Below are 24,549 nucleotides of genomic sequence, written 5' to 3'. Positions count from 1 at the left end.
AGACCTCCACGGACTTCGTCCGGGGGAATTTCTTACCTGAGACTTCACCGAGTCTGACGATGGCATCTGGGTCTTCCCGGATGAGGTGATGCGCAACTTCGTGCGACGAACTGACCATGCGTCAACTGTCGGCTACCGAGAGTCTTCAAGACAAGCCAATCGTCAATCCTCACACGAAATGATGAACACCTTCACCAGCACCTTCGCCGGCGCGACGCCACTGCGGCACCACGAGCACTCGCCCGCACCCTGACGCCCGCACCAGGACGGCCTCGCCTGACGCGCGCCACGCGACACACCCCCTCGTCCAGCTTGCCAATCCTGCGCGTTTCTGAGATCTTTCGATCACTATCGAGCATGATGATGCGCGGTTCGCGCATCCGGAGCAGAGGGAGCCCGCCGTGCGACACGTCACCGCAGAGATAGCCAGTCAGCCGGAATGCTGGGCCAAGGCCGTGGAGCTAGCACCGACCGCCGCCGGGCTGCCCGCGCCGGGCGAGCGGGTCGCCGTGGTGGGCTGCGGCACGTCGTGGTTCATCGCCATGAGCTACGCCGCGCTGCGTGAAGCGGCCGGTCAGGGCGAGACCGACGCCTTCGCGGCCTCCGAGTTCCCGTTCGGTCGCGTCGCGGCGGCCGGCCGCTACGACCGGATCGTCACCATCACCCGTTCGGGCACCACCACCGAGGTCCTCGCGCTGCTCGACCGCGTGCGCGGCATCGTGCCGACCACCGCGATCACCGGCGACCCGCGCACCCCGATCATGACCGCGGCCGACGACGTCATCGTGCTCGAATTCGCCGACGAGAAGTCCGTGGTCCAGACCCGCTTCGCCACCACCGCGCTCGCCCTGCTGCGCGCGCACCTCGGCGAGGACCTGACCTGCGCGATCGCCGACGCCCGCACCGCCGTCGCCGCCCCGCTCGCGGACACGCTCACCGGCGCCGAGCAGTTCAGCTTCCTCGGCACGGGTTGGACCAACGGTCTGGCCACCGAGGCCGGGCTCAAGATGCGCGAAGCCGCGTGCGCCTGGACCGAGTCGTACCCGGCGATGGAGTACCGCCACGGACCGATCAGCATCACCGGCCCGAACCGCGTCGCCTGGGGCTTCGGCGCGCTCCCGGACGGCCTGGACGCGCAGATCGCCGCGACCGGCGGCCACCTGGAGACGAGCACGCTCGACCCGATGGCCGACCTGATCCGGGTGCAGCGCCTGGCCGTCGCGATCGCCGAGGCGCGCGGCCTCGACCCGGACCAGCCGCGGCACCTGACGCGTTCGGTCATCCTCCCGTGACCTCGGCCGCGCACGCTCCGGCACGAGTGCTCGGGATCGACGTCGGCGGCACCTCCATGAAGGCCGCGTTCCGCACCGTGCAGGCCGACGGCCGGCTCGGCGAGCCCGAGCACGCCGAACGCCGGGCGACGCCGCCGGACGCCGCGGCGGCCGACGTACTCGGTGACTTCGCCGCCGACCTCCTCGCCGCGCACGGGCCGGTGGACGCGGTCGGCGTGGGCGTTCCGGGAATCGTGGACGACGTGGCGGGCGTGGCGGAGTACTCCGTGGCGCCTCAGTGGGCTGACTTGCCGCTGCGCGCGCTGCTGACCGAGCGGCTCGCGGGCATTCCGGTCGCGCTCGGTCACGACGTGCGGCTCGGCGGCCTGGCCGAGGGCCGCATCGGCGCGGCCCGCGGCAGCCGGGACTACCTGTTCGTGGCTCTCGGCACCGGCGTCGGCGGCATGCTGTGCCTCGACGGGGTTCCGCGCCTGGGGCCGCACCACCGTGCCGGAGAGATCGGCCACGTCATCGTCGACCCGGCCGGGGATCCGTGTGGCTGCGGCCAGCGCGGCTGCCTCGAGACGATCGCCTCCGCCACCGGGATCAAGCAGCGCTTCGGCACCGGCATCTCAGCCCACGAGGTCGCGCAACTCGCCGCGGCGGGTGACCCGCGCGCCGGTGAGGTATGGTCCGACGCCGTTCAAGGGCTGGCGACCGCACTGACAGGCGCCATCACGCTGCTGGACCTCGACGTGATCGTGGTCGGCGGCGGCGTCGCCAAGGCCGGCGAGCAGCTCTTGGCCCCCCTGCGCGCCGAGATCGACGCGCGTCTCACCTTCCAACGCCCGCCACGCCTGGTCCAGGCCGAACTCGGCGACGAGGCAGCCGTGGCCGGCGCGGCTCTGATCGCGCTGGACCTGCTCGCTGAACGTCCCACCGACCGCCCCAGGCACGCACCGAATTCGAGGATCTGATCTCATGGCACTGCGTTCGACCGCCGAGCTGATAGCCGACGCCCGGGCGGGAAACCGGGCCGTCGCCGCGTTCAACGTCATCACGCTCGAGCACGCCGAGGGCATAGTCGCCGGCGCCGAGCAGATCGGCGTCCCGGTGATACTCCAAATCAGTGAGAACGCGGTGAAGTTCCACGGCGGCAGCCTGCTGCCGATCGCCCGCGCGAGCGCCGCCGTGGCCGAGGCGGCCCGCGTGCCGGTCTCGCTCCACCTCGACCACGTCGAGGACGACGGCCTGCTCCGCCAGGCCGCGGAGGCGGGATTCAGCTCCGTGATGTTCGACGCGTCGCACTCTGACTACGCGGAGAACGTCACGGCCACGCGCCGGGCCGCGGAGTGGGCGCACGAGCACGGCTTGCTCATCGAGGCCGAACTCGGCCAGGTCGGCGGCAAGGACGGCGTGCACCTCGGTGCCCACGAGCCCGGTGCCCGCACGGATCCGGACGAGGCGGCCGAGTACGTCGCAGCTACCGGCGTCGACGCGCTCGCGGTCGCCGTGGGCAGCTCGCACGCGATGACGACGCGCACGGCCGGGCTGGACTTCGAACTGATCGAGCGGCTTCGCGACGCCGTGCCGATTCCGTTGGTGCTGCACGGTTCCTCGGGCGTGCCGGACGATGCGCTGGCCGCCGGCGTACGCGCGGGCATCGTCAAGGTCAACATCGGGACGGCGCTGAATCTGGCGTACACCGGCGCGGTCCGCTCGTTCCTCGCGGAGGACGAGCGCACGGTCGACCCGCGCAAGTTCCTCAAGCCCGCGCGTATCGCGCTCGCGGAGACCGTCGCACAGATGCTCACGGTGGTCTCCCGCTAGGAAGCACCCGCCTCACCCGCCTTCACCCGTCGCCCACGTCTGCAATGCGTCAGACGTGGGCGACTTTTGCTTGCCCTAGGTGTCCATAGCCCTAGCCGGCGAGCCCTTCAGCGTTTTGACACCCCGCAGCGGCACCTCGGATTGCCCGGTCAGCGCGGCTGCAGATGTTCGTTGAGGCGCAGCAGCAAATCGATAAGCAGCTCGCGTTCCGCCGGTGAGAACGGCGCGAGCAGGTCATCCTCGATCCGCGCGATCAGCTGGGCGAGCTCTTCAAGCCTCTTCTTCCCCGGACTGGTGATGTGCACGACGTTGCGCCGCCGGTCCTCCGGATCGGGCGCACGGCGGATGTAGTTCTCCTCGGCCAGCTCATTGAGCAGGGCGACCATGTCGCTGCGGTAGATCCCGGTGCGCCGCGAGAGCTCCGCCTGACTGGCCGGCCCCGACTCCTCGAGTGACGAGAGCACGGCGTAGTGCCACTTTCGCGCTCCAATCGCGGACAGCCGTTCTGCCGCGATCCGGTCTGCCCGGAACGCGTTCTGGTTCAGCAGACGTGTCGGCAGACGGCGCAGCCGGGCGGGCGGCGCGCCGGCTGCAGGCATGTCGGCGTGGTCGGGGGTGTCGGAGAGGTCGGATTCAGCCCTGGACGAGGTGGCCATGAACCCCATCCTAGCGCGCTTGCGTTAGTGGAACTAACGATGTATGGTCGTTCACAGCACAAACGTTCGGAGCATAAACGTTTATGGATCGAACGCATGGAATCAAACGCACGGGATCAAGCGAAGCCAGGAGGCTCCTATGTCCACGATCGACGTCCTCGACTCGACCATGCACTACGAAGAGTCCGGCACCGGCCTGCCGGTCGTGTTCCTGCACGGCAATCCGACCTCGTCCTACCTGTGGCGCAACGTCATCCCGCAGCTGGCCGGCCGGGCCAGAAGCATCGCCCCCGACCTCATCGGCATGGGCGCGTCGGGCCGACCCGAGATCGCGTACGAGTTCGACGACCATGCGCGCTACCTCGACGCGTGGTTCGACGCGCTCGACCTGAGCGAGGTGGTCCTCGTGGGCCACGACTGGGGCGGCGCGCTCGCGCTGGACTGGGCCGCGCGGCACCCCGAGCGCGTGCGGGCCGTGGCCTTGCTCGAGACCTTCCTCAAGCCCATAGCCGGGTCGGAGCTGTCCGCGCAGGCCAGGGAGCGGTTCGAGGCCTTCCGCACGCCGGGCGTCGGCGAGAAGCTCGTCCTGGAGGAGAACATCTTCCTGAAGACGGCGTTCAAGGGCGGAGTGCTCAACCCTCTGAGTGAGGAAGAGGTGGCGCCGTACCAGGCCCCCTATCCCACGCCGGAATCGCGCCGGCCGCTGCTGGCCTGGCCGCGGATGATGCCGATCGACGGCGAGCCGGCCGACGTCGTCGCCCGCATCGAGCGCTACGGCGCGTGGCTCGCGGAGAGCCCCGACGTCCCGAAGCTGCTGCTTACCTTCGACTCCTCCCCCACGCTCCTGATCACCCCGGAAATCGGGGAGTGGGCGCGGAAGCACATCGTCGCCCTCGAGGTCGAGCACCTGGGCGCGGCAGGGCACCACGCGCCTGAGGACCGCCCTGCCGACATAGGCCGAGCCATCGCCGGCTGGCTGGAGAGGCACGCTATGGCGAAATGACCTGGCAAATGCGGTCCAGAGCCGCCGGCGCGGAGGATCCTCCCGACCTCGCCCATCGCGGCGCCGTGGGGACGCGATGCGTGAGGCAGCCGGTGAACCGGTGGGGGTGAACCGGTGGGGCGCGATGGCTGCCCGGGTGGTGGCCCGGGGTGGTGAGGCGGTGGTGGCCCGCCCGTCACCTGCCGGGCGGCGCCGCCCCGCGCGCTGGTCCGGAGTTCGCAGGGCGGCGCCCGATGGTGCCCCCTCCGCTGCTCGGGCGCGGAGGGAGCGGCTTGTGGGTGGGTAGGCGGGCATGTGGGCGAGTCGGGCGCACGAAACGTGGCGTGCGCGGGGTGGCGCTCGGCGGTGGGCTTTCGCTCAGCTGCTGCACGGCCCGTCACTCGACCACACAGCCCACGATGTCGCGGCTCCGGGTACGGCGCCGGTCGAGTAGTACGTCGCCGTGTAGTTCGTGCCTTGATAGGAGACGATCTGTCCGGGCGAGTACGACGTCGAACTATTCCACGCCACGGCGCAGGAACCCGATGCCGTGGAAGTGGGGCGCGCTGAGGCCGAGGCGGACGCGCTCGGGCTTGCCGACGCGGAGCCGGAGCCCGGGGCGGAAGCTGAAGCGGACGCCGATGGCGACGAGGATGCCGGGGCCGAGGCGCTCGCCGACGCCGAAGGACTGGAGCCAGTCCCGCCGCCGCTGGCGTAGGGGTTGGCGATCACCGTGACGGTGCGGTCCTGCACGCCCCAGTTGTTCGCCTGGGCGTCGGGGAGCCAGACGTCGACAGTGTCGTTCTGGATCCAGGTGCCGAGGTCTGCGGCATAACACGTGCCGTATCCCGGCACGCTGAAGTAAGTGCCCCAAGGGATCACACGCGGGTCGGTGGCACACATCCCGAGCTGGGCGTTGTATCCCGACGCAGTCGAGCCAGTGTTGTCATAGGAGGTGACCATCATCGAGATCTGCGTGCCGACCGGCACGTCGCCGGCGCCGGGGGCGACGGTACCGTCCGCACCGAGCCAGTAAGGCTGGGAAAGCTGGCCGAGCGAGGCGTCCGAGTTGCTCGTGTCGTACATGGCCACGACGTCGTAGTAAGCACCCTGGCAGGGGGCGGTGTCGGTGACGGTCAGCGGGCCGGTCTGACCCCAGTAGCTGATGTATCCGAGGTTCACGCCGTCACGCCAGACGCGGTAGGCCACGGCATTGGGGACGGGCGAGACCGTCAGCGTCACCTGGCCGTTGACGAGCGCTCCGGTGAGTGTCGGGGCGACCTGGCGGGTGGCGAAGTCCACGGCCGGCGCCGTCTGCAGCGGCGCCACCCAGGGGGTGGTGCTGCGCGCGGGCGGGGTGATGCCGGCTGCCCAGAACGGGCACGCGGGCAGTGCCGCCGCGGCGTCAGCTGCGTCAGTGGCGGCGGCGTCAGTGGCGGCGGGCGGGGTGGTGGCCTGAGCGAGCGTGGGCGGCATCAACAGCACCACGCCGGCCGCGAGCGCAGCCGTGGCCACCGCGGCCGCCCAGAGACGGGCGCGCGAAAGCAATGCGGACATGGATGGGATCTCCGCGTCGTCGACGGATGTGGGTGGAAGAACCGAACGGGTGACGCAGTACTCGTAGTCGGCTGACTTCGCCCAGTTAAGCGCGGACCGGATCTCCGGTCAAGGTCTAGACCATTATTGTCTAGACCAATTTTTGGCCATGCGATGCGGCGGGATACGAGCCCGGTACGGGAGGGCGCGAAGGGCGTGGGTGCGGGTCGAACCCGAGACGCCCGTCGGAGTGGGAGCGTCGAGCATCCGGGTGGGGCTATCATCCATTCATGCACCTCAGCACCGTCATCCTCCCCGTTTACCGATGGCGCGAAGGTCAGGAGGTATGGCGGCGGGCCGAGGAACTCGGGTTGCACGCGGCCTACACCTACGACCACCTGTCTTGGCAGACCTTCCGTGGCGGACCCTGGTTCGCGACGGTGCCGACTCTTGCGGCGGCCGCGACGGCGACGTCGCGGATCCGGCTCGGGACGATGGTCGCGTCGCCGAACTTCCGGCACCCCGTGCCGTTCGCCAAGGAACTGATGACACTCGACGACCTGTCCGACGGTCGCATGACGCTCGGAATCGGGTCCGGCGGGACGGGCTTCGACGCGCACACGCTCGGCGAGCCTTCGTGGTCGACGCGCGAGCGGACAGACCGCTTCGGCGAGTTCACCCGACTGCTGTCGCGGCTGCTGACCGAGGACCGGACGACCTCCCCCGACGGCGTCTACTACCGTGCCGACGACGCGGAAATGCTGCCGGGGAGCACGCAGCGTCCGCGCATGCCGTTCCACATCGCGGCCGCCGGACCACGCGGGATGCGGCTCGCGGCGGAGCTCGGCCAGGGTTGGGTCACCGTCGGCGATCTGGAACTCGGGCCGAAAGCTGCGGCCACCCAGATCGAGAAGCTGCGCGAGATCTGCGCCGAGACCGGTGTCGACATCAGCGACTTCGAGATCACCTTGCTCAACATGCCCAGGTCCGCGTCGGAGCGTCCGCTGACCTCGTTCGACGCGTTCGTCGACTGGGCCGGGCGGTACCGCGAGGCCGGCATCACGGAGCTCGTGCTGCACTGGCCGGTAGCCGACTCCGAGTTCGCCGCCGAGGTGGACCTGTTCGAGCGCGTCGCGACCGAGGGCCTGGCTGCCGCAGCATCGTGAAGGCGGGCGAGCGAGCGGTGAGCGGCAATCCGTACGCTGAAACCGTTCAGTTCGACACGTGACGGATGAGGGTGTGGCGGGCGACATGCTGACGGCGGGTGACCTCAAGGCGATCTGCTTGGACCAGGCAAGCACGGAGGAGACCTTTCCTTTCAACCCCGAGGTGTCGGTCTTCAAGGTCGGCGGCAAGATGTTCGCGTTGTCCGCGTTGGACGAGGAGCCGCTGAGTATCAGCCTCAAGTGCGTGCCGGAAGTCGCGGTGAAGCTGCGCATCGAGTACAAGGCGATCACGGCCGGGTACCACCTGAACAAGCAGCACTGGAATACGGTGCTGATCGACGGCAGCGTGCCGGATCAACTCGTCCGGGAGATGATCGAGGACTCGTACGACCTGGTTCGAGCCGGTCTGCCCAAGGCGGTGCGGCTCACGCTCGGGTGAGCAACTCGAGCGCGGCGACACGACGAGGACGCGAGGCCGGCGCCGTATAGCGCGGGCCCAAACCGTCGCGCTCAAGAGCTGCGCGGCGCGAGCCGCACAGCGCTGGCGCATTCCCTGACGCGTCGTGAGCTGCGTGGCACTGGCGCGCTCCGAAGTGTTACCGGCCAGACATTTCGCTGGGCGCGCGGCGGCCCTAGCATGGCTGCGCAACGCGGATGGGAGCCGCAGTTGCGGAGGGGAAAACACAAGGCCATGGTGGTCGGCGAAGCTGCACCGGTCGGCTGGACGTTACCGGGATACGAACACGTACAACCGCTCGGGTCGGGCGCCGGCGGACAGGTCTGGCTGGCCCGGCACCTTGGCACGGGCACGCTGGTCGCGGTCAAGTACCTGGTGCCAGGGCTGCATGAGGCTGCTGATTTCCGCGAGGCGTACCGATCTGAGGCGCAGCTGCTGGCCGGGCTGGACTCGCCGCACGTCTCGCAGCTCTATGAGTACGTCGAAGGGCCGCCGGGCGCGGCGATCGTGATGGAGGCGGTCGAGGGCTCGTCGCTGCGGGCGCTGATGCAGCAGGAAGGGGCGACGACGCCTGAGGCGGCGCTGTGCGTGCTAAAGGGGTCGCTGCTGGGACTGGCCGCGGCGCATGCGGTCGGTGTGGTCCACCGCGACTACAAACCGGCGAACGTGCTGGTCACGCCCGACGGAGTGTCGAAGCTGGTGGACTTCGGGATCGCGGCGCGGTCCGGGGAGGCTGTGCAGGCGGCGGGAACGCCGCTCTACATGGCGCCCGAACAGTTCTCCGGTGAGCCTGCTTCTCCGGCGGCGGACGTCTACTCGGCCACGGTGACCTTTTTCCAGTGCGTGACCGGGAAGCGTCCTTACTCGGGCGCCAACGCCATCGAACTGATGGCGCAGCACGCCCTCGGCACCATCCCGGATGACGAAGCGCCCGAGGCCGTACGCGGCCTGATTCGGCGCGGCATGGCGAAGGCCGCGGCCGACCGGCCCGCGACGGCGCTCGAGTTCCTGGACGAGCTCGAGCAGGCTGCCGTCGGCGCGTACGGCGAGGACTGGGAAGAACGCGGCCAGCGGAAAATCGCGACGCTGATGGCGCTGCTGCCGCTTCTACTGCTGCGAAGTGCGCAACCTGCGGCCCCGGCGGCCACGACCTCCGTCGCGACGACGGTGCTCGGTGGAGGGGGCGCGGCCGCCGAAGCCGGGGCCGCAGGCGCCGGAGCTGGCGCGGGCGCGGGCGCGGGCGCGGGACTGCTCGTGGGAGCCGCGGCGTCAGGGCGGCGGCACCTCAAACGCTCCACCGTCGCAACGAGCGTCGCGGGAGCGCTGGTCGTCGCAGGCCTCGGCGTGGCGGCAGCCGTCCAACTGCCGCATAAGCCGGCCAAGACTTCGCAGCAGCCTGCGGCCTCGACGACCGCCGAAGGCGCGACGACGTTGGTGACGCCCAGCGAGACTCCGGCAGCGTCGCCGTCTGCGCAGCCCAGTCCGTCGGCCAGCGCCAGCGCCAGCCCATCTGCAAGCGCGGTAGCGATCGTGACCACGACGAGCGGCACAGGTGGGGGCGGCCAACCGACGAGTTCCGCCTCGGCGAAGGCATCGACGAGTCCGTCAGCTTCGGCAAGCCCGTCCCCTTCGGCAAGCGCCTCGACCGGGCCGTTGATCACGCTCCTGAACTTGACGAACCTGACCAACGATTACACGCAAGTAAGTGCGACGATCTCGGTGACAACGAATGGCCTGGCCGGCGGCACGCTCACCTACTCCTGGTACTACGTGGACGAAGCCGGCGTGAAGCAGACGATCAAGGGATCGGCGACCACTGTGGATCTTCGCGCAGGAATCTTGGACATCCAGACCTTCACCGCGATGGAAAGCTTTGCCCCATACACGTGCGCGAGCTCCTGGGGCATCGACATTTCCACCTCGCCGACAGCAATCAAGTTGGGTACAGGCGTGACGGACCCCATCCCTTCGACTGGCTGCATCCAATGAGCGGGGACGAGACACAGCGGATGGACGATGGCGTGGCACCGGATGACGCGCTGGCGCAGACGCAGTGGGTTGCCTCCCGCGCTCAGGCGCAGACGACCGCAGCCGGCGAGGCCGGCCCAGTCGCCGCCGGACAGATCCAGCCGATCGTGGGCGAGCCGACCGAGCGCATGATCGGCGAATCCACCGAGCGCATGGACGACGAGCAGACCCACTGGATGGCCGGCGAGCCGACCGAGCACATGCCCGTTGACGTGACTCAGCGCATGGACGACGAGCCGACCGAGGGCGTCCCGGGGAACCCGGATCGCGAGACGACCTACGTCCACTTCGGGCCGGGCGTGCCGGTGGCGCCGCCGCCGGATCGCGCGACGGCGATCTGGCGGGGCGGCGGGGTCGAGGTGGGGGCAGCCGGGACCGGGGCCACGGGCGCGACGACGGTGCGGACGTCGCGCGCTGGCGGGCAGCGCTGGATCCTGCCGCTGACGGTGCTCATCCTCGTCATCGCGGTCGTCGTCTACTTCCTCTTCGGGCGCTCGACGACGTCGATGGCGATCAGCGGCGTCAGTGTCCGCACGTCCGCGGCGAAGGTCGCCTGCTCGGGGCAGGAGACGCTGACCGGGGTCGTCACGACGAATGGTGGTTCCGGCGAGTTCAGCTACCAGTGGGTGCGCAGCGACGGCACGAAGTCCGCTGTCTTGCACCAGACCGTGGACTCCGGCTCGAAGCTGGTGGACGTCACCTTGGTGTGGAACTTCGACGGTATCGGCTCGATGCATGCCACGGCCGAGCTGGACATTCTCGGGCCGGGCTCGCCGCGCAAGGCCACGGCGGCGTTCGACTACAGCTGCTCTGGGTGATCCGCGGCGTATCCGAGTGCGAAGATGCGCCGGAAGGGCAGGAGCTGGGCTGTCTTGCCGCCGAGTTGCGTCGCGGGGTAGGCGGCACGCAGGGCTTGGCGGTACTCGTCGCAGAACTCGCGTGCCGCTGGTGAGTCCAGGCCGCCGAGCTCGGCGAGGACGGGGCGCAGCGCGGTGGAGCTGACGAAGTCGAAGATGCCGTCTTGGCCCTCGATGACGTGCAGGTACGTGGTCTCCCAGACCTCCGCGCGGAGACCTGCCTCCGTCAGGGTGCGCAGGTAGTCCGCCGGCTTGGGCACGGCCGGGCGCACCTCGAGGCCGCTCAGCCGCGCCGACCAGCGCGGCTCGTGCTGGAGGTCGGCCAGCAGCGTGTGGGTCGGCGAGTCGAAGTTGCCGGGGACGCCGAGGGCGATCACGCCTTGCGGCGTGAGCAGGTCGGCGAAGCGCGGGAACAGGTCGAGGTGGCCGGGGATCCACTGCAGGGTCGCATTGGTGATCACGAGGTCGACCTGGCCGCCGAGATCGTCGGCCGTCACCTCGCGCAGATCGGCGCGGCGGAACTCCAGCTTTCCGGGTACGGCGCGGGATTCGGCAGCCTCGATCATCTGTGCGGAGCTGTCCACGCCGATCACGCGCGCGTCCGGCCAGAGCGTGGGCAGCAGCGCGGTGGTGTTCCCGGGGCCGCAGCCGAGATCGACGATCGTGCCGGGGCTCCAGCCGCCGGCCGCCCCGCCGGCCGCCCCGCCGGCCGCGCCGACGGCCGCGCCGACGGGCGGGGCGAGGCGGGCGAGCAGGTCGCGGTAGGCCTGGCCGCGCTGCCGCTCGAATCGCAGGTAGCGTTCCGGGTCCCAGGTGGTGTTCGTGGTGGTCATCTCGCCTCGTCGCTCTCAGCCGTGCCGTGCAGAATCTCTTGACATCGAGATATCTTGCCGCTCGATCTATCTTGATGTCAAGAGATCTGGGCACGCCGGCTGCGCGCGACCGGGCCGCCGAGGATCACCAGCCGGCGAAGGCGCGCTCGCTCGGGACGATCTCGGCGCCGAGCGGGAACAGCGAGATCGGCACCAGCTTGAGGTTCGCCCAGGCGAACGGGATCCCGATGATCGTCACGGCGAGCGCGATGCTGGTGGCGATGTGGCCGATGGCCAGCCAGATGCCGGCCACCACCATCCAGATCACGTTGCCGACGAGGGAGACGGTCCCGGCGTCTTGCCGGCGCACGGCGGTGCGGCCGAACGGCCAGATCACGAACGAGGCGATGCGCAGCGCGGCGACCCCGAACGGGATCGTGATGATCAGGATGAAGCAGATCAGCGCGGCGAGCGCATATCCGAGCGCGAGCCAGAGGCCGCACAGGAAGAACCACAGGACGTTCAGGACGAGGTTCAGTACTTCCTTCATACTTACCAGATTGCCTGCTCGGCGCCGCTCACGCCTCCGCACGCACCCGCTGGTAGGGTCGCGTCGTGGCAGTCCCGATCTCCGCAGTGATCTTCGACATGTACGGCACGCTCACCCCGAGCCGGCCGCAGGCGTACTGGGACGCGCAGAAGGCGGTCTGCGCCGAGCCGCTGGGGATCCCGGCCGAGGCCTGGGTCGCGGCGCTCGACGCCACCTGGTCCGAACGCGTGGTCGGCGGGCTCGGCTCGGTGCACGAGACCTTCCGCAAGGTCGCCGCGGACCTCGGGCTCTCCCCCAGCGACGAGCAGTTGACCGCCGCGGTCGCGGCCCGCCTGGCCGCTTACCGGGATGTGGCCGACTTGCGGCCGGACGCGCTGCCCACCCTGCGCGCCCTGCGCGCGGACGGACTGAAGATCGCGCTGGTCAGCGACTGCACGCCCGAACTGCCGGACCTGTGGGCGGAGTTCGAGTTCGCGCCGCTGTTCGACGCGACGGTCTTCTCCAGCTCCGAGGGCGCCTGCAAACCCGATCCGCGGCTGTTCCGCACGGCCGCGGAGCGGCTCGGCGTGGCGCCGGAGTCCTGCCTTTACGTGGGTGACGGCGGCGGGGGCGAGCTCCCCGGGGCGGCCGCCGTCGGCATGCATCCGGTGATGCTGGCCGGACCGGACTGGGCCGAGCACAGGGCGTTCGACCGGCCGGCCGAATGGGCCGGGATGCGGGTGGCCGCGCTGGCCGAGATCCCGGCGCTGATCGCCGAGCTCACCGCCGACTGAGGCCGACGGACGCCGGCGCGCGCCGGCCGCCCGCCCGACATCGCAGTGCCCTGCGAACTTGTGTTCGTGTTCTTCTACCCTGATTCGGCAGTAGGCTGACGGACAGCTTGACGCACGCGGCCGCCGCGGGCACGCTCAGTGAGACTGCGCTGACCCAGCGGAACCGGACGGGAGTCGACCCCGTTCCCCGGCGGCGGGCGGCAGGCAGCGGCGGAAAGGCAGAGACGGCGAAGGTGGAACCAGGGCAGGGCCGCGGACGGAACCGGCAGTGGGGCCGGTCTCCGCAGACGGGCGCAGGGCACGGCGAACCGCCGCGTCCACGACCCGCCTCCCGGGCGCACTGCCGCTCCTGACGGGGACGGTGGGTATGACGACGATGAAGGCCGCGGGCCGTGCCCGTGGCGGTTCCGGCACGCTCGCTCCGGCGCGCGAACCGGGCCTGCCCCTCGAGCCGGTGACGGTGCGGATCTTCGGTCCGCTCACGATCACTCGCGGCGGTGCGAGCGTGCCGCTGCGCTCGGCCAAGCAACGCAGGCTGCTGGCTCTGCTGGCGCTGCATCCGGGTCGGCCGGTCCCGCACGAGGAGATCGTGCGGACGCTGTGGGACGACGCGGCGCCGAACGGTGCCCGGAACCTGCTGTACTCCCACGTCTCGCGGCTGCGCACCGTCGTGGGCACCGGGATCGTGGTCTCGCAGCCGGGCTGCTATCGGCTGGAGCTGCCCGCCGAACGGCTCGACCTGCTCGAGTTCGACGCTCTGGCCGGCCAGGGGTCGGCGGAGAAGCCGCGTCGGCCGCAGCTGGCTTTCGACCTGTTCGGCAGGGCCCTGCATCTCGCCCACGGCGCGGTGCTGGCCGACCTGGCCGAGGTGTTCGCCGGGCATCCGGCGCTGCTGGAGGTGGCGCAGCGGCGGGTCGCGGTCGCCTTGGCCCACGCGGATTGCGCGATGCGGCTGGGTCTGTCGGCGCAGGCCGTGCCGGTTCTCAGAACCCTGTTTGCCACCGAGCCTCTGCACGAAGGCCTGGCCGCTCGATTGATCGCCGCGTTGGCCGAGTCGGGGCGACGCGACGCAGCCTCCGAACTCTACGCGCGGGTGCGGGTCCAACTGCGCGATGAACTGGGCGTGGATCCGGGCCGGGAGCTCGCCACCATCAGGACACTGATTCTTGACGAGCGCACCGGCCGGCCGGAGCGCTCGGCTCGCTCCCGGATACCGTCTGACGACGAACGCCGGAGTGTGCCCGCCCAGCTGCCCGTCGGCATCTCAGGGTTCGTCGGCCGGTCCGCTCAGCTCGACGAGCTCGACCGCCACCTTCTGCCCGGCCCGGCGGCGAGCGGCCTCGCGGTCATCAGCGGGGCCGGCGGCTGCGGGAAGACGCAACTCGCCGTGCGCTGGGCCAGGCGGTCGGTCTCCCGATTCCCGGACGGGCAGCTCTTCCTCGATCTGCGCGGGCATTCGCACCAGCCCCCGGTCGCGCCGCTGGCCGCCCTGGGCGCGATACTGCGGGCGCTCGGCCTTCCGGCCGACCGGATTCCCGGCGACCTGGACGAGGCGGTGGCGCTCTTCCGCGCCGAGGCCGCAGATCGCAGGCTCCTGATCGTTCTCGACAACGCGCGCGATCCGGAGCAGATCAGGCCCCTCATTCCCGGCTCGCTCGGCAGCGCGGTCCTGGTCACCAGCCGCGAACCGCTCTACGGACTGGTCGCGCGCAACGGCGCCTGGGACATCGCAGCAGACGAACTCAGTATCGACGAGGCCGTGGATCTGCTCGGTCAACTGCTCGGCAACGCGTGCACGAAGGCGCAGGCGCAGCGGCTGGCTCGGGCGTGCGGCTGCCTTCCACTCGCGTTGCGGATCGCGGCCGCGTTCCTCGGGACACAGCCGGCCGACTCGGTCGAAGCCTACGTCGCACTGTTGGAGACGGACGCATGGCTGCGTGCACTGGACGAGCCGGGAGACCCGGATCCCCATGTGCGCGCGGCATTCCAGCTTTCCTACGACGCGCTCTCCTCCCCCGAGCAGGAATTGTTCCGCCTACTCGGCCTGGTGCCCGGCTCGGACTTCGGCGCGGGCGCCGCGGCCGCGCTGGCCGGGATTGGCCTGGAGGAGGCCGAGCAGCGGCTGCAACGGCTCTGCGCCGCGAACCTGGTGCATAAGCGTGGCCGGGACGGCCGGTACGCGCTGCACAGCCTGCTCCAGGCGTACGCGCGCGACTCGGCGGTGGCGGCCGGCCCGGTCGAAGCACCCGCGCATCGGCTCGCCGCGTGGTACCTGGCGGCGGTGCGTGCGGCGTGTCAGGCTGCTTACCCGCATGCACTGCGGCTGCCGGACGAACCGCCCGTGCCGGTGCGCGGCAGTTTCGCCGACACGGGTGCCGCACAGGCCTGGCTCGACGCCGAGTATCCGAATATCACTGCCGTCATCGAGCACGCCGCGGACCACGGAGCGCCGGGTGAGGCCTGGCGGCTGGCGTTCGCCTACCGGCCGCATCTCATGGCGCGGTGGCTGGCCCGACCGATGCTCGAGGCGGGCATCACGGCGCTGTCCGCCGCCCGCGAAGGCGGGGACCGGCTCGGCGAAGCCGCCGCTGGCTTCACACTGGCCTTGGCGGCCGAGGCCATCGGCGACCTGTCGACCGCGGCCCGGCACCTGCACCGCAGCGCAAAGCTCAGCGAGGTCCTGGGTTGGGGAGACGCCCAAGGCGTGGCGCTCAACAACCTCGGAGTCATCCAGACCCAGAGCGGGCGGCTCCAAGAGGCGGCAGAGGCCTTCCGGCACAACATCAGGATCATGCGAGAAGCCGGGAACAAGGACGGCGAAGCCCTGGCCCTGACGAATCTGGGCCTCCTGCTCTCGGTGTCGGGGCGGCCGCGCGAGGGCGTGGAGCTGATGCGCGAAGCGCTGCGGATACGAGCCCTGATCGGCCCGCGCGCCGCCATGGTCAGTCTGCACACCGGGCTCGGCGCGGCCTACCGTGACCTCGGCCAGCCCGGGCAGGCCCGGGAGCAGCTGTTCGACGCGGTGCGGATCGGCCGGGAGACGGGCGAGCGCTACTTCACCTGCGTAGCCGAGGCCACCCTGATCGGCGTGGCGTGCGACGTCGGGGAGTATGCGGAGGCCCAGGAGCGCTTGGACCACGCCTGGCAACTCGTCGAGATCGTCGGTCTGGCCAAACTCAATGCACTGACCTCGTTGCACGCAGGCTGGTTCGACCTCGTCCAGGGGCGCGCCGGCACCGCGCGCGGCTGGTATGAACGGGTTCTGTCTTACGGCGAGACGGCCGGAGACTCGTGGCACTCGGCCCGCGCGCTGATCGGCATCGCCGCCTGCGAACGCGCCGCGTCCCAGGCCGGGGCCGCCGTGCGGGCAGCTGCCAGGGCCCTGCGATTGGTGCAGAAGTCCGGCCACCGCGTGCAGATCGCGGACGCGCACCTGGAACTCGCGCAGTCGCACGCCGTCTTCGGCAGGCGTGCCAGAGCTCTGGCACACGCCCGCATCGGCGCCGAGATGGCCCGGGAAAGCGGGTATCGCGCCGGACAGCGCACGGCCGAGCAGGTGCTCGCCCAGCTCGGCTAGAAACGGCCGAGCGGTCAGGGCGTCACCCCGACCGCTCGGCCGCGACGAGCCGCTGCGAACCGGACTCAGTTCGCCTTGGACACCGAGGACATGTTGAAGTCCGCGATCCTCAGTGCGGGCATTGATGTACGGGTGAAGTAATCATTCCACTCTCGCGGCAGCGTGTTCTCGGTCGCTCCCGCCGCGCTGATCCGGCTGAGGATGTCGACCGGGGACTCGTTGAACCGGAAGTTGTTCACCACGCCGGTCACCTCGCCGCCCTCCACCCGGTAGACCCCGTCGCGGGTCAGCCCGGTCAGCAGCAGCGACTGCGGATCCACTTCGCGGATGTACCACAGGCAGGTGAGCAGCAGACCGTCCTGGGTGGACCGGGTCACGTCCTCCACCCCGCCGCTGCCGCCGGCCTCGAGGAGCAGGTTGTCCACGGGACCCGTCATCGCCAGACCGGTCTCCTCGGCCGACTGACGCGTGGTCAGCAGGTGCTCGAGCACGCCGTCGCGGATCCAGTCGGTGCTCCCCAGCGGCAGGCCGTTGTCGAACACCGACGAGCTCGAGCTGGAACTGGCGGTCGTGATGAACGGCGCGCACTCGATGCCGGCGGCCGACGGGTCCGACCACAGCCGCACCCCGGAACCGCCGACGCGCTGGCCCGCCTTCGTGCGCGAGGCCGTACCCGCGGACGAGAAGACGGTGCGCCCGTCCGCCGCGTCCCGGGCCGAGGCGGTCCAGTACAGGTAGATCATCAGATCGGCGACGGCCGTCGCCGGCAGCACCGTCTCGTAGCGCCCCGCCGGAAGTTCGATCCTCCGCTTCTGCCACTCCAGCCGCCGGCTCAGGTCGCCGGCCAGCGCGACCACGTCCACATCGGTGAAGTCGCGCGTCGCCACGCCGCCCCACGCCGAGCGCACGAAGTCAGGGCTCTTCGCGTTCAGCTCGAGCTTGCCGGTGGGCTGGTCGTGCCGCAGCCGCAGGCCGGTGCTCGAAGCCAGATACGTCGAGACCACCGTGTGCTCGGCGAAGCCGAACAGCAGCTGCCCGGTCGAACGCGCCGCCTCGAACGCCTCGCCGAGCGCCGGGGCGAGGCCGGCGAAGACCTCGATGTCGGTCGACGCGGCGGCCTCCTCCCAGCGCGCGCCCTGCGCCGCGCCCGCCTCCGCCGGACCGACCAGCGCGCGGGCGTCCGGGGCGGGACCGGCGTCGCGGGCCGCCTGCTCGCTCGCGCGCACCAGCGACTCGAGCGTGTCCTCGTCGATCCCGGCCTGGGTCACCGCGGCGGCCGCGGTGCCGGTCGTGCCGGCGACCGTGGAGATGACCGTGACACGGCGGTCGGCCGCGACGCCGTTGGTCGTCAGGGTGTTGTTGGCCCAGCGCAGGTTGGCCGTCGAGTCCTCCTCGACCAGGACCACCGCGCCGTCGGCCCGGGAGTGCCCGAGCGCCCGCTCGGCCAGCTGCTGGGGGGAAACCTGCCCGGTCACTTGCCCGCCTCCTGCACCGTGTTGAGAATCCGGACCCCGCGGAAGAGCGCCGAGGGGCACCCGTGCGAGACCGGCGCGACCTGCCCGGGCTGGCCCTTGCCGCAGTTGAACGCACCGCCCAGGACGTAGGTCTCCGGGCCGCCCACCGCCTCCATCGAACCCCAGAAGTCGGTGGTCGTGGCCTGATAGGCGAAGTCCTTGACCTGCCCGGCCAGCTTGCCGTCCTTGATCCGGAAGGCGCGCTGCCCGGTGAACTGGAAGTTGTAGCGCTGCATGTCGATCGACCAGGACTTGTCGCCGAGGATGTAGAGTCCGTCCTTGACCTGCGCGATCAGCTCCGCCGTGGAGGGGCCGTCCGCGACCGGCTGCAGCGAGACGTTCGCCATCCGCTGGATCGGCGCGTGTCCCGGCGAGTCGGCGAAGGCGCACCCGTTCGAGCGGCCGCCGTTGAGCCCCTTGAGCTGGGCGATGCGCCGGTCGAGCTGATACCCGGTCAGGATCCCGTCCTTGATCAGATCCCACTGCTGGGTCTCGACGCCTTCGTCGTCGAAGCCGACCGTGGACAGACCGTTCTCGACCACCCGGTCGCCGGTCACGTGCATCACCGGCGAGCCGTACTCGAGGCTGCCGAGCTTGTCCAGAGTCGCGAACGAGGTGCCCGCGTAGGCGGCCTCGTAGCCGAGCGCCCGGTCGAGCTCGGTCGCGTGCCCGATGGACTCGTGGATGGTCAGCCACAGGTTCGACGGGTCGATGACGACGTCGTACACGCCCGCCTCGATCGAGGGTGCGGCCAGCTTCTCGGCCAGCAGGGCCGGCAGCGCGGCCAGCTCGGAGTCCCAGTCCCAGCCGACGCCGCGCAGGAACTCCCAGCCACGTCCCACCGGCGGGGCCAGCGTGCGCATCGTCTCGAACGCGCCGGTGGACTCGTCCACGGCCACCGCCTCGAGCTCGGCGTGCAGCCGGACGCGCTGCTGGGTGGTCGTGGTGCCGTTCGTGTCGGCGTAGAACTTGTTCTCCTTGACCACTATGACGGACGCGTCCACGTGCGCCACCGCGTCCGCGGCGAGCAGCCGCCGCGACCAGTCCGCCAGCAGGCCGATCTTCTCGGTGTCCGGAACGTCGAAGGGGTCCACCTCGTAGGAGGAGACCCACTCCCGGTCACCGTGCGAGGCCTCCGGCGCGAGGATGACCGGCTCCTGATTCACCGGCGCGGAGACCTCCGCCACCCGCACCGCCTGGTCGACCAGGCGGACCGCGGCCTCCGGCGTCTGCACGGTGCCGGCGGCGAACCCCCAGGTGCCCCGATGCACGACGCGCACCGAGAGTCCGGAGTCCACCGTCTCGTGAATGCCATCGAGCTCTGCGTCGCGCAGGCGGATGGTCTGTTGGCGAACGCGTTCTGAGCGCAGGTCGGCGTGATCGACGCCGAGCTCGCGGGCCCGGTCCAGGGCGGCTCGCGCGAGCTCCCGCAGCGGCAGCGCGGCAAAGGAGGGATCAAGGCTTGGCATAGGAGCGAACCTACTACCTGACCCCTACATTGTGCAGTACGCCGCCGCCGCGCCGCCGGAACGAGTGCGGCGAGCGCCGGTAGGGCGCTCGCCGCACAAGGGAGGTCGTGGTCCGGCCGGTCAGCGGCCGCCGGGCGTCGCCTCCGGATCGGCTCCGTGGGCGGCCTCCTCGGCGCTGTAGATGTCCGGCTCGAGGTAGATCACCCGGGCGATCGGCTCGGCCGCGCGCACCCGGGCCTCAGCCGCGTTGATCGCCTCCGCCACACTCGCCGCCGTCAGCTCCGGACGCACCGCGATCTTCGCCGCGACGAGGAGTTCCTCAGGCCCCAGATGCAGCGTCCGCATGTGGATCACCCGGGTCACCTTCACCCCGTCGACCAGCGCGGACCGGATGCCGGCCACGGCCGCCGGCGACGCGGCCTCGCCGAGCAGCAGCGACTTCGTCTCCATCGAGAGCACGAGGGCGATGCACACCAGCAGCGAGCCGATCGCGAGCGTGCCGACGCCGTCCCACACCCCGTCACCCGTCGCCACCGACAGCCCCACGCCGGCCAGCGCGAAGGCCAGGCCGATCAGCGCGCCGAAGTCCTCGAACAGCACCACCGGAAGCTCGGGCGCCTTCGCCGTGCGCACGAAGGCGGGCCAGCTCTGCTTGCCCTTGGTCTCGCGCGATTCGCGGACGGCCGTGCGGAAGGAGTAGCCCTCGGCGAATATCGCGAAGATCAGCACGCCGAGTGGCCAGTACCACTCTTCCAGTTTGTGCGGGTGGGTGACTTTTTCAATGCCCTCATAAATCGCGAAGACGCCGCCGACGGTGAACAACACGATCGAGACGAGGAATCCGAAGATATAGCGTTCGCGGCCGTATCCGAACGGGTGCTCCTCGTCCGCGGCGCGGCGGGCCTTGCGGCCTCCGATCAGCAGCAGGATCTGATTGCCCGAGTCCGCCACCGAGTGCACGCCCTCGGCGAGCATCGACGAGGAACCGGAGATGGCGAACGCGACGAATTTCGACGCGGCGATGGCGAGATTCGAGCTGAGGGCGGCCACAACCGCCTTGCTGCCTCCTGAGGTACTCACCGCACCGGATCATAAGGGATCGGACGACATGTCAGCCTCCTCGCCCATCCCTTGGCGCGACGATCCCCTCTCCCGGCGCGGTGAACGGCGCCCGGAGAGGGGATCGTGGCGGTGCGTATGGGTGCTGTGCGTATTGGTGCGGTGCGTATTCGGTGCGCTGCGAAATCGGCGCGGTTGCGGTCGCAGTCGCAGTCGCACGAATCGGATTTCGCGGGCGGGGCCCGTTCCTACGCGTGCACCGCCGGCACCGCGTCCGGGTCCACCGGATCCGGCTTGCCCGCCCGCAGGATCAGCCCGCAGATGACCGCGCCGGCGACGAAGATCGCCGTCGCCCACCAGAAGGCCACGATGTAGCCGTGGATGGCGCCGTTCGCCTGGATGATCTGGTCGGTCTTCGCCGCCGCGCCCTTGCCCGCCAGATACGTGGTCGTCGCCGAGGCGGCCAGCGAGTTGAGCAGGGCCGTGCCGATCGAGCCGCCGATCTGCTGGCTGGTGTTGACCGTGGCCGAGGCGACGCCCGCGTCGTGCGGTTCGATGCCGGAGGTGGCCGCGTTCATCGCCGGCGCGAAGATGGCGCCCATGCCGATGCCGATCAGGAGCAGCGGGCCGAGGATGTTCGTCGCGTAAGAGCTCGAGAGCCCGATGCCGGTGAGCCACGCCATGCCGCCGGCGCCGATCAGCATGCCCAGGAAGACAAGGATCTTCGCGCCGATCCGCGGGTAGAACTGCGTGGTGCAGACCGTGGCCGTCACCATCAGAACGCCGACCATGGGCAGGAACGCGAGGCCCGTCTTGACCGGCGAGTAGAGCAGGATCGCCTGGAGGTAGTAGGTCAGGAACAGGAACACGCCGAACATGCCGATGCCGGTGATGAACACCGCCAGGTAGGAGCCGCCGCGGTTGCGGTCGAGCAGCACGCGCAGCGGCAGCAGCGGGTGCGAGGCGCGCGTCTGCCAGGCGACGAACGCGACGATCAGCACGACGCCGACGACCAGGAAGCCCCAGGTGCTCGCCGCGCCCCAGGAATGCGACTCCTCGTTGGCGAAGCCGTAGACGATGCCGAACAGACCGAGCGAGACCAGCACGGTGCCGAGGATGTCGAGCTTCGGCCGGTCCTCGGTCTTGGACTGGCGCGGGATCAGCATGGCGGCGCCGGCGATCGCGACGACACTGATGGCGACGTTGACGAACAGGGTCCAGCGCCAGTTGAGGTACTCGGTGAGCACGCCGCCGAGCAGCATGCCGATGGCCGCGCCGGAACCGGCGATGCCGCCGAACACGGCGAACGCCTTGGCCCGCTCCTTCGCCTCGGTGAAGGTCGTGCTCAGCAGCGAGAGCGCCGCCGGGGCGAGCATCGCGCCCGCCAGGCCCTGGATGGCACGCGCCGTGACCAGCACCTCGAAGTTGGGCGCCGCGCCGCCGAGCGCGGAGGCCGCGGCGAAGCCGACCAGCCCGACCAGGAACATCAGCCGCCGCCCGACCAGGTCGGACACGCGCCCGAACAGCAGCAGCAGGCTGCCGAAGGCGAGCGAGTAGGCGGTGACGATCCACTGCCGGTCGCCGTCGGTGAACTTCAGCGCCTTCTGCGCGTCCGGCAGCGCGATGTTCACGATCGTGACGTCGAGCACGATCATCAGCTGAGCCAGGCCGATGACGGCCAGGATCAGCCAGCGCTTGGCGTGATGGGGATTCTCATCGGCGGGTGCGCCGCCCGACTCGCCGCGCGCGGCGGACGTCTGGGTTTGGGCCATGACTGGGTTCCCCTGGATCTGGAGGAGATCATTCCGTTTCCTCGGAAGCGTATCATGGAAACGGAGAGTGGACCTCCACTTGGAGAGGTACCCTCCGCTTGGAGGCCGTCTCCGCTTGGAGGGCCGCCGCCCGAGGAGGGCGGCGAGCGGCCGCGAGCCGGGAGAGGCGGCGAGCCGGGACTTTGCCGGAAAAGAGTAGGCTGCGAGTGATGGACGCGGACGCGATGGACCAGGGATACGCGACGACGAAGCCGCGGCCCTTGCGCCGGGATGCCGAGCGCAACCGCCTGCTGATCCTGCGCGCGGCACGGGTCGTGTTCGCCCAGCGCGGGCTCGAGGCCACCCTTGACGAGGTGGCCCGGGAAGCGGGCCTGGGCGTGGGCACGGTGTACCGCAGGTTCCCCAACCGCGAAGCACTCATCGACGCGCTGTTCGACGACGGTATCAACGAGATCATGCACATCGTCGACGAGGCCGAAGCGGAGCCGCGAGCCTGGGACGGCCTGCGCCACTTCATGACCTCGGTGCTGCAGATGCAGACCGCCGACCGCGGCCTGCGCGACGTGATGCTCTCCCAGCGCTCCCCCAACCCCGAGCACGACGTGCTCAGAGACCACCTCAAGCCCCCGCTCGACCGCCTCGTGCACCGCGCCCAGCAAGAGGGCGACCTGCGCGAGGACCTGACGTCCACCGACGTCGGCGTGCTCGAGGTGGCCGTCCTCGGCGCCGCCGAGTTCACCGCCGTCGCCGCCCCCGACGCCTGGCAGCGCTTCCTCGCCATCGTCCTCGACGGCATGCGCGCCGGCCGCGACCAGCAGGGCCACCCCACCGAGCACCCCCCGCTCCCCGCCCCTCCCCTCGACGACGAGCAGATCGACGCCTGCATGGTCGGCTGGAAGTACGGCGGCCGCGAAACCCCCCGCCACCGCGGCAAAGGCGCCGCCTGCCGGGCACTGCCGACGCCGCCGGGGAGTTGAGAAGCCGGGGTGGGTGAGGCGGGGCGACGCGGGCTGAGGTGGGGCGCGGCGGGCCGGGGGCGAGGCGGAGTGGCGCGGGCGGCGTCCGGGGAGGGCGGCGCCGGCCGCCAGCCGTGCCCGGCCGTGCCCAGCGGCGCCTCCAACTGCTCCCCCGGCGTTCGCGCCCCCGCAACGGATTGGATCCCGCGCCCCCGCACCTGCTACTGTTTCCACGTCGCGGGCGATTAGCTCAGCGGGAGAGCGCTTCGTTCACACCGAAGAGGTCACTGGTTCGATCCCAGTATCGCCCACCGCGAAGTACGCAGGTCAGGCCCATGTGTTACCGAAAGGTAATCATGGGCTTTACTTGTATCTGCTCCCATAAGCGTGGGAGCAGGGAGCGCCATGGGAGCGGCGCCCGGAGAATCCCGCTCTGCATCGAGAACAACACGGAACGGTATTCAACCGTCCGCGACTGCCGTCAACAACACTGACCCGTTGACCCGTTTCCACGCCGCCTGATTCCACTCGCCTGACTCAACGGCCTTCAGCTCCCCGAGAGACGGCGCCGACGGAAGTGAGTTCGAGGTCGTCGCCAATCAGTTCCGACGACTCGTTAGGATCTCGCGCTCAGGAAGGAACCGGAATCACGGCCATGCAGTCGCTCCGGCGCAGTCCATCGACTCAAACACAAGTCGCTGAAACCTCGTTAGAACTCTTCGGTGCCACTCCGAAGAGCTTCTACTGTCTGCAACTATTGCAACTCGTTCGCCGCAGTTGCATGCGGCCGCTGAAGGGGAAGCTGGCCTCCTCCATTCGTCCACTAGCACTCAACAGCATCGAACGTGCACCATCTGGACCGACCAGCCCGTAAAGCCGTTACGATCACCCCAACTGCAGCCATGTCCGTCCGTTGGCGCCGTAACGCCGCCGCCACTGATCCGAGTTCACCGCAGGGGTTCATTACGGGAGGGGTGTATCGAAAATTATGCAGACGTAATTCGATGCGCCAAATCGGGCATTTCACGCTCGAGCACTCCGCCACGCAGCTGGCCGGACACTGCTAGCCACTGGAAGCACAAAGGCTCTATAACCAGTATCGATGCAGCAGCTGGGTCACGTCAACGCCACGCACGTCATTCGATCGGACTAATGTAATCGCAATTCGCCACCAACAAGTCGCAGCCGACCCCGGCGCATAACCATACACGCATGGTGGTGTCCAAGCCGCAGCTTGGACACCACCAGCGCTGACAGACGCTCTCTGTTCAAGCACTGATTCAG

19 protein-coding genes and 1 tRNA gene are annotated in these 24,549 nt (G+C 70.0%); 12 read left to right on the top strand and 8 right to left on the bottom strand.

Annotation, left to right across the window (positions count from 1 at the left end):
• Positions 1–401 precede the first annotated feature (401 nt).
• From ACTRO_RS03895 to ACTRO_RS03885, 3 genes are read left to right on the top strand one after another with little or no spacing between them, the layout of a single operon-like run.
• Positions 402–1,292, top strand: a complete 891-nt coding sequence (locus ACTRO_RS03895; RefSeq protein WP_034261187.1) for an SIS domain-containing protein — start codon at positions 402–404, stop codon at positions 1,290–1,292.
• Positions 1,289–2,248 carry an ROK family protein gene (locus tag ACTRO_RS03890; RefSeq protein WP_211244083.1) on the top strand — a complete coding sequence of 320 codons (960 nt, stop codon included), beginning with the start codon at positions 1,289–1,291 and terminating at the stop codon, positions 2,246–2,248. The genes ACTRO_RS03895 and ACTRO_RS03890 overlap by 4 nt, the downstream gene beginning before the upstream one ends.
• Before the next feature lie 4 nt (positions 2,249–2,252).
• Positions 2,253–3,101: a class II fructose-bisphosphate aldolase gene (locus tag ACTRO_RS03885; protein ID WP_034261185.1), complete on the top strand. Its 849-nt coding sequence runs from the start codon at positions 2,253–2,255 to the stop codon at positions 3,099–3,101.
• A 149-nt stretch (positions 3,102–3,250) separates the two neighbouring features.
• On the opposite strand, the gene ACTRO_RS03880 is transcribed toward ACTRO_RS03885, so the two are convergent.
• Positions 3,251–3,757 (bottom strand): MarR family winged helix-turn-helix transcriptional regulator, encoded by a 507-nt coding sequence (locus ACTRO_RS03880; protein ID WP_084315946.1) that lies wholly within the window; start codon positions 3,755–3,757, stop codon positions 3,251–3,253.
• A gap of 43 nt (positions 3,758–3,800) precedes the next feature.
• Between ACTRO_RS03880 and ACTRO_RS03875 the strand changes: the two genes are divergently transcribed.
• Positions 3,801–4,760, top strand: coding sequence for a haloalkane dehalogenase (locus ACTRO_RS03875; RefSeq protein WP_281177832.1), 960 nt, complete (start codon positions 3,801–3,803; stop codon positions 4,758–4,760).
• 357 nt (positions 4,761–5,117) lie between these two features.
• On the opposite strand, the gene ACTRO_RS03870 is transcribed toward ACTRO_RS03875, so the two are convergent.
• The gene (locus ACTRO_RS03870; protein ID WP_051450270.1) at positions 5,118–6,296 is read right to left on the bottom strand and encodes a 3D domain-containing protein; all 1,179 of its coding nucleotides are present in this window, start codon (positions 6,294–6,296) and stop codon (positions 5,118–5,120) included.
• Positions 6,297–6,565: 269 nt separating this feature from the next.
• Here ACTRO_RS03870 and ACTRO_RS03865 point away from each other — a divergent pair, with 269 nt between their 5' ends.
• The 4 genes from ACTRO_RS03865 to ACTRO_RS42690 all read left to right on the top strand — a co-directional run bounded on the left by ACTRO_RS03865 (position 6,566) and on the right by ACTRO_RS42690 (position 10,744).
• Positions 6,566–7,441 (top strand): LLM class flavin-dependent oxidoreductase, encoded by an 876-nt coding sequence (locus tag ACTRO_RS03865; protein WP_034261181.1) that lies wholly within the window; start codon positions 6,566–6,568, stop codon positions 7,439–7,441.
• A gap of 88 nt (positions 7,442–7,529) precedes the next feature.
• Entirely contained in the window at positions 7,530–7,880 is a 351-nt protein-coding gene (locus ACTRO_RS03860) for an MmcQ/YjbR family DNA-binding protein (RefSeq protein WP_034272958.1), read from the top strand.
• A 252-nt stretch (positions 7,881–8,132) separates the two neighbouring features.
• Positions 8,133–9,887 carry a serine/threonine-protein kinase gene (locus tag ACTRO_RS48590; RefSeq protein ID WP_051450269.1) on the top strand — a complete coding sequence of 585 codons (1,755 nt, stop codon included), beginning with the start codon at positions 8,133–8,135 and terminating at the stop codon, positions 9,885–9,887.
• A 32-nt stretch (positions 9,888–9,919) separates the two neighbouring features.
• Positions 9,920–10,744: a hypothetical protein gene (locus ACTRO_RS42690; RefSeq protein WP_157435735.1), complete on the top strand. Its 825-nt coding sequence runs from the start codon at positions 9,920–9,922 to the stop codon at positions 10,742–10,744.
• On the opposite strand, the gene ACTRO_RS03845 is transcribed toward ACTRO_RS42690, so the two are convergent.
• Complete coding sequence (locus ACTRO_RS03845; RefSeq protein ID WP_034261179.1) at positions 10,726–11,616, bottom strand: methyltransferase domain-containing protein; 891 nt, start codon at positions 11,614–11,616, stop codon at positions 10,726–10,728. The two genes, ACTRO_RS42690 and ACTRO_RS03845, sit on opposite strands and share 19 nt — an antisense overlap.
• Before the next feature lie 124 nt (positions 11,617–11,740).
• Positions 11,741–12,145 (bottom strand): YccF domain-containing protein, encoded by a 405-nt coding sequence (locus tag ACTRO_RS03840; protein WP_034261177.1) that lies wholly within the window; start codon positions 12,143–12,145, stop codon positions 11,741–11,743.
• Between the two features lie 65 nt (positions 12,146–12,210).
• Between ACTRO_RS03840 and ACTRO_RS03835 the strand changes: the two genes are divergently transcribed.
• Both ACTRO_RS03835 and ACTRO_RS03830 read left to right on the top strand, forming a co-directional pair.
• A complete protein-coding gene (locus tag ACTRO_RS03835; protein ID WP_211244082.1) occupies positions 12,211–12,918 on the top strand; it encodes an HAD family hydrolase in 708 nt (235 codons plus the stop codon).
• Between the two features lie 367 nt (positions 12,919–13,285).
• Positions 13,286–16,495, top strand: coding sequence for an AfsR/SARP family transcriptional regulator (locus ACTRO_RS03830; RefSeq protein WP_034261175.1), 3,210 nt, complete (start codon positions 13,286–13,288; stop codon positions 16,493–16,495).
• 65 nt (positions 16,496–16,560) lie between these two features.
• Here the strand turns inward: ACTRO_RS03830 and ACTRO_RS03825 are convergent, their stop codons facing one another.
• The 4 genes from ACTRO_RS03825 to ACTRO_RS03810 form a co-directional block, all read right to left on the bottom strand.
• The gene (locus tag ACTRO_RS03825; RefSeq protein ID WP_034261173.1) at positions 16,561–17,970 is read right to left on the bottom strand and encodes a metallopeptidase TldD-related protein; all 1,410 of its coding nucleotides are present in this window, start codon (positions 17,968–17,970) and stop codon (positions 16,561–16,563) included.
• Positions 17,967–19,478, bottom strand: coding sequence for a TldD/PmbA family protein (locus ACTRO_RS03820; RefSeq protein WP_034261171.1), 1,512 nt, complete (start codon positions 19,476–19,478; stop codon positions 17,967–17,969). The genes ACTRO_RS03825 and ACTRO_RS03820 overlap by 4 nt, the downstream gene beginning before the upstream one ends.
• A 120-nt stretch (positions 19,479–19,598) precedes the next feature.
• Positions 19,599–20,558, bottom strand: a complete 960-nt coding sequence (locus tag ACTRO_RS03815; RefSeq protein ID WP_034261169.1) for a cation diffusion facilitator family transporter — start codon at positions 20,556–20,558, stop codon at positions 19,599–19,601.
• 227 nt (positions 20,559–20,785) lie between these two features.
• Complete coding sequence (locus ACTRO_RS03810; RefSeq protein WP_034261167.1) at positions 20,786–22,309, bottom strand: MFS transporter; 1,524 nt, start codon at positions 22,307–22,309, stop codon at positions 20,786–20,788.
• A 209-nt stretch (positions 22,310–22,518) separates the two neighbouring features.
• On the opposite strand from ACTRO_RS03810, the gene ACTRO_RS03805 reads away from it, so the two are divergent.
• Both ACTRO_RS03805 and ACTRO_RS03800 read left to right on the top strand, forming a co-directional pair.
• Complete coding sequence (locus ACTRO_RS03805) at positions 22,519–23,286, top strand: TetR/AcrR family transcriptional regulator (protein WP_051450267.1); 768 nt, start codon at positions 22,519–22,521, stop codon at positions 23,284–23,286.
• Between the two features lie 218 nt (positions 23,287–23,504).
• Positions 23,505–23,576 (top strand) — tRNA-Val (locus ACTRO_RS03800).
• Positions 23,577–24,549 lie beyond the last annotated feature (973 nt).

Origin of the sequence: Actinospica robiniae DSM 44927 (assembly GCF_000504285.1) — a bacterium.
GTDB lineage: Bacteria > Actinomycetota > Actinomycetes > Streptomycetales > Catenulisporaceae > Actinospica > Actinospica robiniae.
This window is presented reverse-complemented; position numbering and strand designations above follow the sequence as displayed.

Excerpts from the sequence above, each read along its gene's own strand:
- ACTRO_RS03840 (WP_034261177.1), bottom strand. The coding sequence starts at position 12,145 with ATGAAGGAAGTACTGAACCTCGTCCTGAACGTCCTGTGGTTCTTCCTG.
- ACTRO_RS03820 (WP_034261171.1), bottom strand. The coding sequence starts at position 19,478 with ATGCCAAGCCTTGATCCCTCCTTTGCCGCGCTGCCGCTGCGGGAGCTC.
- ACTRO_RS03845 (WP_034261179.1), bottom strand. The coding sequence starts at position 11,616 with ATGACCACCACGAACACCACCTGGGACCCGGAACGCTACCTGCGATTC.
- ACTRO_RS48590 (WP_051450269.1), top strand. The coding sequence starts at position 8,133 with ATGGTGGTCGGCGAAGCTGCACCGGTCGGCTGGACGTTACCGGGATAC.
- ACTRO_RS03880 (WP_084315946.1), bottom strand. The coding sequence starts at position 3,757 with ATGGCCACCTCGTCCAGGGCTGAATCCGACCTCTCCGACACCCCCGAC.
- ACTRO_RS03805 (WP_051450267.1), top strand. The coding sequence starts at position 22,519 with ATGGACGCGGACGCGATGGACCAGGGATACGCGACGACGAAGCCGCGG.
- ACTRO_RS03830 (WP_034261175.1), top strand. The coding sequence starts at position 13,286 with ATGACGACGATGAAGGCCGCGGGCCGTGCCCGTGGCGGTTCCGGCACG.
- ACTRO_RS03865 (WP_034261181.1), top strand. The coding sequence starts at position 6,566 with ATGCACCTCAGCACCGTCATCCTCCCCGTTTACCGATGGCGCGAAGGT.
- ACTRO_RS03870 (WP_051450270.1), bottom strand. The coding sequence starts at position 6,296 with ATGTCCGCATTGCTTTCGCGCGCCCGTCTCTGGGCGGCCGCGGTGGCC.
- ACTRO_RS03810 (WP_034261167.1), bottom strand. The coding sequence starts at position 22,309 with ATGGCCCAAACCCAGACGTCCGCCGCGCGCGGCGAGTCGGGCGGCGCA.
- ACTRO_RS03885 (WP_034261185.1), top strand. The coding sequence starts at position 2,253 with ATGGCACTGCGTTCGACCGCCGAGCTGATAGCCGACGCCCGGGCGGGA.
- ACTRO_RS03875 (WP_281177832.1), top strand. The coding sequence starts at position 3,801 with ATGGTCGTTCACAGCACAAACGTTCGGAGCATAAACGTTTATGGATCG.